The organism is Pandoraea sp. CB10b_02, from assembly GCF_002216225.1.
In the GTDB taxonomy this organism is placed as follows: domain Bacteria; phylum Pseudomonadota; class Gammaproteobacteria; order Burkholderiales; family Burkholderiaceae; genus Pandoraea; species Pandoraea nosoerga.
Genome location: NZ_NJGW02000014.1, coordinates 53016 through 66478, shown reverse-complemented (window position 1 = coordinate 66478; position 13463 = coordinate 53016). Strand labels below are relative to the sequence as shown.

Genomic DNA, 13463 nt, shown 5'->3' with positions numbered 1-13463 from the left:
CCGCTTCCACTTGCCGCCCGGCCCGGCGCCGGCCATCGCTCCAGCCGTCGCCCCGGCCTTCGCCTCGCTCGTCGGGCATCGCGCAACGTCGCCCTCCATCGTCCTGCCATGCCGTTCCGGGAGTCCGCACGCGTGAACCTGCCCGCCAGTCTGCAACGCCTCGCCTCACCCCATTGCCCGGTGCGCTCGCACGCGGGGTTGCTCTTTGTCATCGTGATCGTGACGTGGGGCGTGAACTGGCCCGTGAGCAAAGCCTTGCTCGCGCATGTGTCGCCGTGGTGGAGCGCGGCGCTGCGCGCGACCATCGGCATGTTCACGCTGTTCGTCATCTGCGCGCTCACGCGCCGGCTCGTGCTGCCGCGCCGCGGCGACTGGCCGGTGATCCTGAGCGTCGGTCTCTTGCACATGACGGTCTTCTCGTTGCTCGTGGCGCTGAGCCTGCAGTACGTGAGCGCGGGACGCTCCGCGGTGCTCGCCTACACCACGCCGCTGTGGGTCATGCCGGCCGCACGGCTCTGGCTCGGGGAGGCGCTCGCGCCACGTCGGCTGGCAGGGCTCGCGTGCGGCCTCGTCGGGCTCGGCGTGATGTTCAACCCGCTGGCGTTCGACTGGAGCGATGGCAACGCCGTCTTCGGCAATGCGCTCGTGCTGGCCTCGGCGTTCGTGTGGGCCATTGCGATCGTCCACATGCGTGCGCACCGCTGGGTCAACGGGCCGTTCGAGCTGAGCCCGTGGCAATTGCTGCTGGCGAGCGTGGTGATGTGTACGCTCGCGGCCGTAGTCGACGGCACGCCGCATGTGAGCGGCTGGGCCGGCTTTTCGGCATTGCTCGCCTACGGCGGCATCGTGGGCGGCGGCATCGCGTATTGGCTCGCGGGCGTCGTGACCCGCCGATTGCCGGCCGGCGTGACGTCGCTGGGCCTGCTGGGCGTGCCAGTGGTCGGCACGCTGGCGTCGGCGCTGATCCTGCGCGAGTCGCTTGGCGCGGACGTCTGGATCGCGCTCGCGCTCATCGTTGGCGGCATCGCACTGGGCACGGCGCCCTCGGCTGCGACGCCATGCCGCACCGAAGACGCCGCCTGAGCCCCGGCACACCCGCCCCATCGCAAGGCCCCTCGCCGGGCCGATGTGCCGGGCCGATGTCAGACTGCGCTTCGCGCATGCGCGGGCTTGAGGTGAAGGCCGCGCCGTCTTCGACGAATGGAACTGACATGAACGAGCCGCGTGCGTTGTCTGGCGGGCGCTTCGCATCGTGCCCCTTCGGCGGGCTCGTCACGACGATTATTGGGCCGGCGCCCCACTGCCGGGCGCCGGCGCGAGCGGCGCCGAGGCACTATCTCCGGCGGCGTCCCGACCCGCCATCCGCCGATCGAAAAACGCCGCCAGCGCGGGGTCGTTCACCGTGAGGTCGAACTGACGATCGTCGACGGCGCTGAAATAGCCGTCGCACAAATCGGCCTTGGCGGTCGCGGTGGGCTGATCGTCGATGCTGCGCGCGTACACGACGAACTGGCGTTCGACGAGCATCGGCAGTTGGGTGCGTACCAGGGCGTCGAATTGCTCGCGCGAGCGCGCATCCGAGTACGACGCCTGCAATTCGGCGCGCACGCGCCGGCCCTCCGCGAGATACGCGCGATGGCGAGCCTGCCACGCGCGCAGCGCCGCGTTGCCGCGCGTCTTGGTCGCTTCGCCATACAGGCCGCACTTCTGAACGAGCCGATCGAGCACTTCCCCGACCCCCTCGGGCGACGCCATGGCCGCCCCCATCAACTCCGCCTCGTTCTTGTATTGCGGCGGCTGCGCGAGCGTCGCCGTCCACGGCGCGCCCGCCAACAGCACTGCGCAGGCGAGTGTGCGCCACCTTGTCATGCCAGGTAGATTCATTGCCGGATCGTTGGGATGGCGGGCTCGCTCGTCCCCGCTCTAGGAGATATCGCATCGGCCACGACGTCGATGCAGGCATCTTAGCCGAACTTGCAGACGCCCATCAGCCCGGCCGGCGGGCCCAGCCCCACACATGCTCCACACATGTCCCTCACACGGCGCCTCCCGTGGCTTCTCACTGGCTTCTCACTGGCTTCTCACTGGCTTCTCACTGGCTTCTCACGCGGCGTCTCGCACCGCGCCCGGCGGTCAAACGTCAGAACCGCCAGGTCGCCGACACCGCGCCGGCAACATCCGCATTGCCAGCCTTGTAAAAGTTGCTCGAGATGGCGGCGCCGAACACCATGCGCCGGGCCATGCGATACGACACGCCGGCCTGCAGGCCGAGGCTGTCGCGGCCGACCACTTCGCTTCGCGTTGTGAACGCCGCGCCCGGATCGCCGGCGAAGTTCGCACGCTGCGTGAGCGCGCCTGCGGTCAGCTCATGGTTCCATGTGGCCTGCAAGTTGGCGCTCAGCGCATCGCCCGAGACCATCGGCAGCGCAAAGCGCAGTTCGCCGCCCAAACGGGCGCGCAACGAGTGGAACGTCTTGCTGTCCAGATGCAGGCGCGCCCCGTCGGCACTGCCTTCGGTCAGGCTGGGACGATACAGCGCGGTGTAGTCCAGGGCGGCCAATGGGCCCACGCTCGTCGTGCTCCCCAACTGCCAACGCCAACCACCGCCGACGCTCGCCGACGCCGTCGCGCCCGTCCACGTGCCGCGCGGTGTCGCGGTATACCCGCCCGCGGCGATCGTGCGCTCGACGCGAGCGTCTTCCACGCCAACACGCGCCAGCGCGAACCCATGCGGCCCGGCATCCGGATCGGGCGCAAAGCGCGCATGCACGCCGACGTCGAGCGCCGTCGTCTTGCCGGAGGCCGGGGTCTGGCCGTCCAGATGCGTCGACTGCCCGCTCACGGCCCCATGCACGCCCAACGTCCAGTCACGTCCGTCGCCCGCCACCTTCTCGCCGCCGAACACCACGCCGTAAGTGTTGCCGCTCGCGCCAGCCATGTCGCCGTTGCGCCCGCGCCAGTACCCGCTGCCGAACGGTACCGCGAACGCTCGCCAGTTGCCCGTGAGCTCGCCATCGCCGCCGCCTTTTACGCCATCGGCGCCCACGGCGGCGGCCACCATATCGGTGATCTGGCGCTCGCGCAGCAGCCCGCCGGTCAACATCGCGCCATAGGCTGCCGGCGTGAGCTGCGGCAGTGCGCGGGCGATGCCGCTGCCGTCCGCCGCCGAGAAGTCGAGCGCCGTGACAAGCGGCTGCAGGTCCGCGCCCGCGCTGCCGGCAATCTTGTCGAGCGCCGCGCCCACCTGCCGGGCATTGCCGTCCGCGCCATATCGCGAATAGGCGTGGGCGGCACGCGCCACCTCCACGCGATAGGTGTTGCCGCCAAGCGATGTCGCCCGTGCCATGAGCGTCGGCGACGACAGCAGGGTGGTCACGCTGGCGAATGCACCGGTGATGCTCGCCGCATCGAGCCACTGATCCGACGTGACGCTAAAGCCGCTCGCATACCAGCTTCGCTGCGGGGCGATCGCAAGTGTGCCGTCGAGCGTTGCGTTGCCCGACACGACGAGCTTGCTGAGACTGCCGTCGCCCGAAAGCATGGACAACAGTCGGCCCGTACCTGTCTGCGTGTAGTTGCCCCCCACACTGATGAACCGGCCGGCGAGCAGCGGCGCGACCGTGCCCGCGTTGACGAATCCGCCCGCCGGATCGAGCGTGTAGCGGCTGTTGCCGGCAAGCGTTGCGCCGTTGGCCACGGACACGTCGTGCACGGCGTGATCGCCATTGATTTGCGTCGTACCCCCGAGCATCGCCAGCGACAGGTTGCCGCCCACGATATTGCCGTCGTACCGCCAATGGAAGGTCGGATCAGCCTGCACCGTAGCGACGCCGTTGGCGTCGGGCGCCAGGCCGAAGGTCAGTTGCGTGAGGCGAGGCGCGCCGCTCGCGTCGCGCTGCGAATAGAACGAGAGGATGTCGCCGTAAAGCGCCGCCCCGCGCATCACGTTGATTTGCTCAACGTAGCCGTTCTCCGACATGAACAGCGACGCATAGCTGCCGGCGAGCCGGCCCGTGATGTCCGCGCGCGTGACGAGCGGGCCGTCGAGTTCGTCGAGCAATGGCTGTGCCGCGCCGTTCTGGAGGAAGAGGTAAGACCCGCGATAGTCGCCGGCGTCGCCCAGGGCGTTGTGACCGAAGTCGAAGCTCGCCGCAATGCCGTTGGCGCCGAGTGCCTGCACGTCGCCTCGCTGCGTGAAGCTGTGATGCCTGCCGTAGGCGAACATCACGCCGCGGCCGTTCACGCCGTCCGCATACACCCGCGTGCCGGGCAGCACCGTCACGTTGTTCGCCTGTCCGTCCACCCGTATGCCGGCGCCGCCCGGCCCGATCGTGAGCAGGTCGCCGCGTTGTGAAACCGTATTGCCGCTGCCATAGATGTGCAGCCCCAGCCCCTGCGTGGCGGTGTTGTACGTGTTCGGCACATACGCCGTGCCGTCGGCGTTGCGGCCGAAGAACGGCTTGTCGTTGACGACGCTCAGGCCGTCGTTGTAGATCGAGCGGCCGAAGACATTGCGCCGGTCGATGTCGTAGCCAATGTCCTGCAGCGCCGCGAGCTCCGCCTCCATGAACGCCGTGTAATTGCGATACGACTGGTGGCTCATCAGGCTGTTCTTCAACTCGATGTGCGACAGGAGCGGCGTGTCGTAATACGTGCCGGTCATCGCGCGTACCGGAATCCCCCGCATCGCGCCGGCGAGCACTTCGCCGACGTGCTCGCCGGTGAAGTACCCCGTGTCGCCGCGGATGTCGAACGCATCAGGATCCGACATATCGGCGTTCTTGGGTGTGAGGATCACCTGCGCGGGGCGGGCAGCTCTGCCGTTGTCGTCGCGCAGATGCGCGGACCAACTGTCCAGCACGTCGCCGAACCGCGCGGCCGGCTGGCCCGACGGATACTGGCCATAGGCGAAGTTCGTTCCCACGCCCAGTGCATGCGCCACCTCGTGGAACATCACCGCCGTCATGTCGGCCTTTGCGGTAACGGGAATCTGCGACGGCGCGTAAGGCGCCGTCGAGAAGTCCATCTGCCCGAGCGTGATCTCGCCGTGCGCCTGCAGGTACGTGGGGCCGCCAAGGCTGCTGTTCTGCAGCGCGGCCTGTACGAGCGTCGGGTTCCGGTCGCCCGCGGCGCTCGCATCGTTTGCCTTGTAAACATACGGGCTGAACGCATGGGCGCCTTCCTCGGTGCTCATGCCCACATTGATGATCGCCGGCGACTTGCCCGGGCTCACCCTGATGATCTCCCCCCAGTGTTCCAGCGCGCCGCGCACCTGTGCCGTCTGCAGCGGCGAGAGTGCGCCCGTCGAAAACAGCTTCGTCACGTCATCGACGTCGATGGCATAGGCGCCGTCCGTCGGCGAAAACAACCGCGCCTGTATGAACGGCGTGCCGTTGCGGTCGTCGATGTCGAGCGACGTGAACGCCTGCGCGGGCGACATCACCGTGCAAAGCGCCGCGAACGCGACGCCGGTCATGCGAATCGTCCTCATTCAGTACTCCGTATCCATGGATGGCTTCTGCCAGGCTTCGAAAGTCGAAGCGAATGGTACGGAGCGGGCCCGCAGACGTCACTGCGATTTATACGGGGTTTGCCGGAAGCCTGCCGGAATCTCCCGCCGCCCGCGTGAAACAAGGGGCTTCAAACGTCTACGCGCCGAAAACGCCGAGAGTCGGCCCGGCCGGTATTAATCACAGTTTCGCCGCAAGCAGGCGATGACGATACTTCACTCGACGGCCGACGAGACCCGCAACGGCCGGAAACCTCGCGCCGGACCCGAACGGCAGCACATCGACTCAAGGAGACTCACCATGGCGCCTCTCATCGACCTCATCGGCGGCCTGCTCTACAGCGACGCTTGCGTGCAAACCGGCATGCAATGCGCCGTCACGGTGGCCCACGTCTTCGGCTACTGACCGGTCGGCCGCAAACATCCACGTCGCCTATCCGGGAGACAACACATGGCCGCTGGGCGGCCGGTCTCGCGCACGTCTTCCGAGGCCGCGGCGGCGCACCGGCGTGCGTCCGTGCCAGACACGGCCTCGCACCGACTTTTCGACGGAAAATTTCGCCGTCCGCGATTTTTTAGTAGGATTTCGCTATTCCATATAAAAAAACCGGGGCCAGCGGGATGTCATCTCCCACCAAAGTTTTCTGTATCGAGGACGACCGCGATTCCGCCGATCTGATTCGCGAAGACCTGACCGATCGCGGCTACGTCGTCAAGGTGGCCTACGACTTCTCCACCGCATTGGCTACCCTCGCCTCCTTCATGCCGGACGTGATTCTGTGCGACGTCAACGTGCCGGGCATGAGCGGCTTCGAATTCCTCGAGAGCGCGCGCGGCATCGTGCAGGGCGAGCGCAAGATCCCCTTCATCTTCCTGACCGGCAACGCCGACAAGGCGTCGATCATGCGCGGGCACAGCACCGGCGCGGACGAGTACATGCTCAAGCCGGTCGACTTCGACGTGCTCGACACGGTCATCCGCAAGTACACGGTCCACGATCAGCCCGATGACGGCGCGCCGCTGCCCTTCGGGCTGAGCCGGCGCGAGGCCGAAGTGCTGCAATGGTCCGCGCGCGGCAAGACTTCCGCCGAGATCGCCATCATTCTCGATCTGGGCAAACGCACGGTCGACTTCCATATCGACAACGCCCGCGAAAAGCTCAACGTCGCCACCCGCACGGAAGCGGTGGTGCGCGCCGCCCTGCTCAATATCATCCAGCTCTGAAGCGCGCCGCCGCGCCGGACTCTCCCGCATGCCCAAAGCCTCGCCGCCATCGCGCAAGCCGCTCCCGATTCGCGGGCGGATGTATCTGCTGCTCGCCCTGTGCCTCGCCGCCATGATCGCTGTCGGCGTCGCCGTGCATCGCGAAGTCGACTCGTCCCAGCAACGCGCCATTGCCGCCGAACGCGCACAGATCGAGCACCTGAGCGTGCTCGAAGAACTCAACGACTACATCTCCGACTTCCGCACCGTGGAGTCGGAGGCGCTCGCCCCCATGTCACCCGGGGCGCTCGCGGACATCCGCGCCGCCGCCGATGAGTTCGACGTGAAGATCAGGGCTGCCTCGGAGCGCTACCAGAAGGTGCAGGCGCGCGACGAATTCCGCCTCGCCTTCTCGAAGTTCCTCACGCAGTGGGCGCAGTATCGGCGCGCCTCGAATCAGGTGTTCGAACTGGCCCGCAGCAACAAGCTCGACGAGGCGGCGAAGCTCTACCGCGGCGAGTCGAACAACAAGTACACCCTGGCGAACGGCACGTTCGGCTCGCTCGTCTTTCGCAGCACCGAGGCCATGATCAAGGAGGTCGAGGCCAAGAACGCCACTGCCCGCAATCGCCTGCTGCAGATCGACGCGCTCATCGCCGCGATGATCGTCGTCACGCTCCTGTGCCTCGTCTACGTGGACACGGTGATCCTCAAGCCGCTCACCCGCCTGATCCGGATGTCCGGCAATGCCGTATCGGGCAAGGACAAGCTGCGCCTGCCGTGGCTGTCGCGCGGCGACGAAATCGGCACGCTGGCGCGCTCGCTCGCCAGGTTCCAGGAGAGCATGGCGTCGCTCGTGCGCAACCAGAAGCTCGCCGCGGCGAAGCACACCATCCTGCAACGCGCGCTCGCCAACGAGGAACGCCTGAACCATTTCCAGAAGACGTTCCGGTCGATGGCAACGCACGAGTTCCGCACGCTGCTCAACGTGATCGACGGCCATGCGCAGCGCCTGCTCAACGCGCGCCACGAGGAGGCGGACTCCCGCCCGCGCTACACGAAGATCCGGGAAGCGGTCGCCAAGCTCAACAGCCTGATCCAGAACTGGCTCGACGCCGCCCAGAGCACTTCGCTCGACGACCCGAAGTTCGGCAAGCGCGCCGAACTGTCGCTCGTGGCGCTGCTCGAAGACGTGCGTGGCGTTGGCGCCGACATGTTTCCCAACGCGACGATCACGGTGCGGGCTCCGCCGGCGCTCGACAGCCGCATGATCGGCGACGGCAACGTGCTGTTCCACGCGTTCATCAACCTGGTGAGCAACGCCACGAAGTACACGATCGCGGCGCCCGCCATCGAGATCGGCGTGGCCGACGCCGGCGACGCCCTGCGCGTCGTATTGCGAGACAACGGCACGGGCATCCCGGAGGACGAGCTCAAGGAGATCTTCCAGATGTCGTTCCGCTCGCGCAGCAACGCGGTGCTCGAAGACGGTTCGGGCGTGGGGCTGGCGGTGGTCCACGCCGCCATCGAGTTCCACAAGGGGGCCATCGAAGTGTCGAGCCAGGTCGGCGTGGGCACGACATTCACCATCACGCTGCCAAAGTCCCCGGCACTCACTGCGCACGCGGCCTGAAGCGCCAAGTGGCGCTGCGCGACACCAACCGCTGCGCGAAAAACAGCCGACGTCTGCCGGCTTTTTTCGCTTCGACGCCGCCTGATTCCGTTCAGGCGGGCGGGTTCGCGTCTGCGGGCTTGGCCGTGCCGGCGCCCGATCCGAGCGCCACATCCGCCGGATGGTCTGCCCCGCCAAGCGCCTTGTAGAGCGCCATGCGGTTGTTCAGCAAATTCAAGCGAACCTGCGCCTCGGCGCTCTGCGAGTCACGCAGCAGCTTCTGCTGCTGCAACCACGGCTGAATGTCGATGGCGCCCGCGAGATAGCGGGAGCGCAACAGCGCCTCGGCGCGCTGGGCCTGCGCCAGCGACAGCGCCCGCTGCTCGCTTTCCCGGGCGAGCTGATCGCGTGCGGACAACGCGTTCTCGACCTCGCCGAGCGCAGTAAAGAGACGCTTGCGGAACGTGACGACGGCCTCCTCGTACTGCGTCTTCGAGACCTTGATCTGCAACTGCATGGTGTTCCACTGGATGAACGGCAGGCTCAGGCCCGCACCCAGTGTCCCGATCGGGTTGGCGAGCACGCGCTCCAGCGTCGAGCTCGCGGTGCCGAGCGAGCCCGTCAGCGTGAATGTCGGATAGAAGCTCGTGCGGGTGACGTCCACGTTGGCCAGCGTCTCGCGCAGGCGCAGTTCCGCCGCGCGCAGGTCCGGGCGGCGTCCGAGCAGTTCCGCCGGCAGCCCGGCCGGCACGGCCGGCAACGCCTGTTTGGGCAATGTCGAGGGTTCGGCCGCCGCCTGCTGCGGCGGCCGATCGAACAGGATGGCGAGCGCATTGCGGGTCTCGGCGCGCTGTTGCCATTGCTGCGTGAGCGCCGCGCGCTGATCGGCCAGCGCCTGTTCGGCCTGCGCCACGTCGAGCGCGGAGACCGCGCCCGCCGCATGGCGTGAGCGCACGAGGGCCAGCACGCGCTCGCCGTAGGCGATGTTGCTCTCGGAGTAGGCGATGATCTGGTTCAGATAGCCGATCGTCCAGTAGTACTGCGCTGTCTGGCTGATGATGGACAGCCGGGCGGCCTGCAGATCGGCTTCGGTCGCCTCGAACTCCCAGCGCGCCGCGTCGCGCTGCGCGGCGAGCTTGCCCCACAGATCGAGCTCGTAGCTCGCCGTCGCGTTGAGCGCACTGCTGCGCGACATGGCGTGGGTGTCGAGGCTGCGCGAGACGCCGCCCTTGCCCTCGATGGCGAGCGACGGCGTGAGGTTGGTGTCCGCCAGGCCCGCCTGCAACCGAGCGCGATAAGCGCGAATGCCCGCCGCCGCCAGATCGTTGTTGACGGCCAGGACGTCGGCGATCAGTCCGTCCAGTACGGGGTCGCCGAAGGCGCGCCAGAACTCGGGCGCCGTCACGTCGCTTGCTGCGGGGCCGCCGGCCTGCGAGGCGGCGGCTGTCACCGCGGTTGTCGCTGCATTGGGCGTCGCGCCGGCCCACTGCGCCGGAACAGGCACCGCCGGCAGCGGATCGTGGCGCACGCCGCCGGCACAGCCGACCAGCAGGGCGGCCGCGCTCGCCAGCGCGAGCGCCGTCCGGGACAGGCCCCGCGTGCGGATCATGGGAATCGTTCGGATCATCGGGCCATACCTCAATCGCGCGCCAGCGCTTCGACCGGATCCAGCCGCGCGGCATTGCGCGCCGGCATGAAGCCGAATACCACCCCGATGAACGTCGAGCACAGGAATGCCGTGACGACCGAGCCCATCGAGAACACCATCTTCCACTTGGCGACGAACAGCGAGAAGACGAAACTCGCGCCGAAAGACAACGCGATACCGATCGCGCCGCCCATCAGGCACACCATCACGGCTTCGACCAGAAACTGCTGCATGATGTCGCTCTGGCGCGCGCCGACCGCCATGCGAATGCCGATCTCGCGCGTGCGCTCGGTCACCGACACGATCATGATGTTCATCACGCCGATACCGCCCACCACCAGCGAAATCACGGCAATCAGCGAGAGCAGCAGCGTGAGCGACTGGCTCGTCTTCTCGACCGTCTTGACGATGCTGTCCATGTTGTACGTGAAGAAATCCTTGCGGCCGTGGCGCTGCGTCATGAGCGTCTCCAGGCTCTTCTCTGCCGCCTTGCTCGGCTGCCCGTCGCGCACGCGCACGGTGATGCTGTCCACGTTGCGCTGACCGAACAGGCGGCCGGCCGCCGTGGTGTACGGCACCCAGATGTTCAGGCTCTTCATGTCGCCGAACGCGCTTTTCTTCTCGGCCGTCACGCCGATCACCACGCACGGCAGGTTGCCCACGAAGATCACTTCGCCCAGCGGGTCAGGATTGGCGCCGAAGAGCTTGCGGCGCGTGTTCTCGTCGATGACGGCCACCTGGGCCTGCCGGCGCACCTCGTCCGCGCCGAAGGCAATGCCCTGTGCGATATTGAGGCCGCGCACCTGGAAGAAATGCTCGCCCACGCCGGTGACCATCGCGCTCGCGTCGATGTTGCGATAGCGCAGCAACAGGCTGCGCGCCGTCTCGGGCGTGGCGCTGTCGACGTAGACCTGCTCGGCGAGCGCCGCCGCGTCTTCGGGCACGAGCGTCTGGATGGTCGTGGCGCGGTTGTCGCCCCAATCCTTGCCGGGGTAGACGTTGATCGTGTTCGTGCCGATGCTGCCGATCTCGGCCAGCATGTAGCGTTTGGCGCCCTCGCCGATGGCCACGATGGAGACGACAGACGTAATGCCGATGATGATCCCGAGCATCGTCAGGAACGTGCGCAGACGGTGCGAGACCAGCGCGATCCACGCCATGCGGAACGCCTCGGCGAAGCGACCGATGCCGCCGGTCCAGCGCCGCGGCGGCACGGCGCCGCCGTGACTGGCGTCGGCCGCCGCCGGATCGGCGCCCTGCGCGGCAGCGGCGGCGCGCGCCTGCTCGACCGGCGTTTCCTCGGCCTCGTCCATCGGGCCAGGCGGCGACGCTTCGGCCGTCGGCGTATTGGGCCGGTCGGCCACGATCTCGCCGTCGCGAATCTCGATGATGCGGCGGGCATGCGCGGCGACGTTCTCGTCGTGCGTGACGATGATGACCGTATGCCCGAGTGCGTTGAGCGCTTTCAGAATGCGGATCACCTCGGTGCCGCTGCGCGAGTCGAGCGCGCCGGTCGGCTCGTCCGCGAGAATCACCTCGCCGCCGTTCATCAGCGCACGCGCGATACTCACGCGCTGCTGCTGGCCGCCCGAGAGCTGGCTCGGCCGGTGGCCGGTGCGCTCGGCCAGCCCCAGCCGCTCGAGCAGCTTCACCGAGCGCGCGCGGCGCACCGCGTGCGGCGTGCCCGTGTAGACGGACGGCATCTCGACGTTCGATGCGGCGTCCAGGTGCGGCAACAGGTGATAGCGCTGGAAGATGAAGCCGAAATGCTCGCGACGCAACTGCGCCAGCGCATCCGCATCGAGCTCGCGCGTCTCGCGCCCGGCCACGCGGTAGCTGCCCTCGCTCGGGTGATCGAGACACCCGAGGATATTCATCAGCGTGGACTTGCCCGAGCCGGACGCCCCCATGATGGCGACGATCTCGCCGGCCTCGATCGTCAGATGCACGTCGCGCAGCACGACGACATCGCGCTCGCCCGCCGGAAAGCGCCGGGTGACGCCCGTCAGTTCCAGCATGGGATGCGGGCTGGCTCGCGCGGCGGTGGGGTCGATGGTGCTCGACATGCTCGACATCCTTTATGTCCTTGACGATGCTCGACGGTTACTGCCCCTGCCCCGCGCCGGATGACCTCTCGGACCCTTGCGCACCGGCCGGTGTGGACTCGCCCGCCTCGCCGATCACCACGCGCTCGCCCTGCGCGAGGCCTTCGCGCACTTGCACCCGCACGTTGTTGTTCAGCCCCGTCACGATCTGGCGCGTGCTCGCCTTGCCGTCGGCGCCGAGCACGCGCACTTCGTAACGATTGGGCGCAACGCGCTTGCCCAGCGCCGCCACCGGCACGCTCAGCGCCTGCTTCGCGGTGCCGAGCAGCACGTTGACCTGCGCCGTCATCGAAATGCGCAGGCGATGGTCGGGGTTGGGCACGTCGAACAGCGCGTTGTAGAACACGGCCGTATTGTTGCGCGCGGCGCCGCCGCCCAGCGTGCTCTGCGTGTCGAGGTAGTTCTGCGGCGCGGGCTCGATGGCGCGCAGGTTGCCGTAGTAGCGCTTGTCGGCGTCGCCCAGGATCGTGAAATAGGCCGTCTGCCCCGGCTCCACGCGGATCACGTCGGCCTCCGAGACCTGCGCCTTGACGGTGATCGTGTTGAGGTCGGCGAGTTTCAGAATCACCGGTGCCTGCTGCTGTGCGACCACGGTCTGACCTTCCTGCGTGACGATGGCGACGACTTCGCCGTCGATCGGCGCCTCGATGCGCGTATAGCCGACATTGGCCTTGGCCGTCTCGATGGCCACAGCCGCCTTGAGAATCTGGGCGTCGAGCCCGGCAAGCGCGGCCCGCTGCGTGTCGAGCGCCGCCTGCGCGGCCTCGAAGTCCTGCCGCGAGGTCGACTCGTCGGGCAGCATCTGGCGCTGGCGGGCAAACGCCAGTTCGGCCTGCCTGAGCTGGGCCTGTGTCGAGCGTTTCTGCGCCTGCAGGTTCTGCATGTCGGCTTCGGCCGAGCGCAGGCCGTTCTGCGCGAGCACGGGGTCGATCTGCGCGAGCCACTGCCCCTTCCTGACCTTGTCGCCCAGCTTCACCTTGAGCGACTTGAGCTGACCGGTGACCTGTGCGCCCACGTCCACCTGCTGGAAGGCGCCCAGCGTGCCAGTGGCAAGTACGGTGTTCTCGAGGTCGCCGCGCTCGACGCTGGCGCTGATGTATTGCGGCGGCTTCGGGCTCGCGAGGCTGCGCAGCCCAAGCACCACGAGAACGAGGAGCACGACGAGGCTGGCGGCGAGATAGCGTCGGCGGCGAATGAACTGGATCATGGAACGAAGTGGGTGATCAAAAGGGCACGTCGAAAAGCGCGCTTGCCGGGTCCGCTGCCGCACAAGCGCCGGTCGATCCGCCGGCCGCACGCCAGGGCCGGATCACCGCTTCGAGGCATCGTTCGGGGCACAAAAGGCGGAGCCAAAAGTGGAGCCAAAGGTGGAGATTCTAAGGGCTT

8 protein-coding genes are annotated in these 13463 nt (G+C 67.7%); 3 read left to right on the top strand and 5 right to left on the bottom strand.

Annotation, left to right across the window (positions count from 1 at the left end; translation table 11 throughout):
* The first annotated feature begins 132 nt into the window (after positions 1 to 132).
* Positions 133 to 1083 carry a DMT family transporter gene (locus CDN36_RS15525; protein WP_287497207.1) on the top strand — a complete coding sequence of 317 codons (951 nt, stop codon included), beginning with the start codon at positions 133 to 135 and terminating at the stop codon, positions 1081 to 1083.
* Between the two features lie 198 nt (positions 1084 to 1281).
* Here the strand turns inward: CDN36_RS15525 and CDN36_RS15520 are convergent, their stop codons facing one another.
* Positions 1282 to 1884: a hypothetical protein gene (locus CDN36_RS15520; RefSeq protein ID WP_287497206.1), complete on the bottom strand. Its 603-nt coding sequence runs from the start codon at positions 1882 to 1884 to the stop codon at positions 1282 to 1284.
* Between the two features lie 256 nt (positions 1885 to 2140).
* On the bottom strand, positions 2141 to 5491 hold the full coding sequence (locus CDN36_RS15515; protein WP_287497205.1) for an autotransporter outer membrane beta-barrel domain-containing protein: 3351 nt from the start codon (positions 5489 to 5491) through the stop codon (positions 2141 to 2143).
* Positions 5492 to 6130: 639 nt separating this feature from the next.
* Here CDN36_RS15515 and CDN36_RS15510 point away from each other — a divergent pair.
* Together CDN36_RS15510 and CDN36_RS15505 are read left to right on the top strand one after the other, a co-directional pair.
* Positions 6131 to 6733, top strand: coding sequence for a response regulator transcription factor (locus CDN36_RS15510; RefSeq protein WP_150556227.1), 603 nt, complete (start codon positions 6131 to 6133; stop codon positions 6731 to 6733).
* 28 nt (positions 6734 to 6761) lie between these two features.
* Positions 6762 to 8345 (top strand): sensor histidine kinase, encoded by a 1584-nt coding sequence (locus tag CDN36_RS15505; protein WP_287497204.1) that lies wholly within the window; start codon positions 6762 to 6764, stop codon positions 8343 to 8345.
* Between the two features lie 91 nt (positions 8346 to 8436).
* Here the strand turns inward: CDN36_RS15505 and CDN36_RS15500 are convergent, their stop codons facing one another.
* Genes CDN36_RS15500 through macA form a run of 3 tightly spaced genes read right to left on the bottom strand, consistent with a single transcriptional unit; the run spans position 8437 to position 13284 of the window.
* Positions 8437 to 9951, bottom strand: a complete 1515-nt coding sequence (locus CDN36_RS15500; protein WP_502920374.1) for an efflux transporter outer membrane subunit — start codon at positions 9949 to 9951, stop codon at positions 8437 to 8439.
* 11 nt (positions 9952 to 9962) lie between these two features.
* Positions 9963 to 12038: a MacB family efflux pump subunit gene (locus CDN36_RS15495; RefSeq protein WP_287497203.1), complete on the bottom strand. Its 2076-nt coding sequence runs from the start codon at positions 12036 to 12038 to the stop codon at positions 9963 to 9965.
* Between the two features lie 37 nt (positions 12039 to 12075).
* Positions 12076 to 13284, bottom strand: coding sequence for a macrolide transporter subunit MacA (gene macA / locus CDN36_RS15490; protein WP_287497202.1), 1209 nt, complete (start codon positions 13282 to 13284; stop codon positions 12076 to 12078).
* Between the last annotated feature and the right edge of the window lie 179 nt (positions 13285 to 13463).

Coding starts and splice junctions, on each gene's coding strand:
- CDN36_RS15520 (WP_287497206.1), bottom strand. CDS start 1,884: ATGAATCTACCTGGCATGACAAGGTGGCGCACACTCGCCTGCGCAGTG.
- CDN36_RS15515 (WP_287497205.1), bottom strand. CDS start 5,491: ATGAGGACGATTCGCATGACCGGCGTCGCGTTCGCGGCGCTTTGCACG.
- CDN36_RS15510 (WP_150556227.1), top strand. CDS start 6,131: ATGTCATCTCCCACCAAAGTTTTCTGTATCGAGGACGACCGCGATTCC.
- CDN36_RS15505 (WP_287497204.1), top strand. CDS start 6,762: ATGCCCAAAGCCTCGCCGCCATCGCGCAAGCCGCTCCCGATTCGCGGG.
- CDN36_RS15500 (WP_502920374.1), bottom strand. CDS start 9,951: ATGATCCGAACGATTCCCATGATCCGCACGCGGGGCCTGTCCCGGACG.
- CDN36_RS15495 (WP_287497203.1), bottom strand. CDS start 12,038: ATGTCGAGCACCATCGACCCCACCGCCGCGCGAGCCAGCCCGCATCCC.
- macA (WP_287497202.1), bottom strand. CDS start 13,284: ATGATCCAGTTCATTCGCCGCCGACGCTATCTCGCCGCCAGCCTCGTC.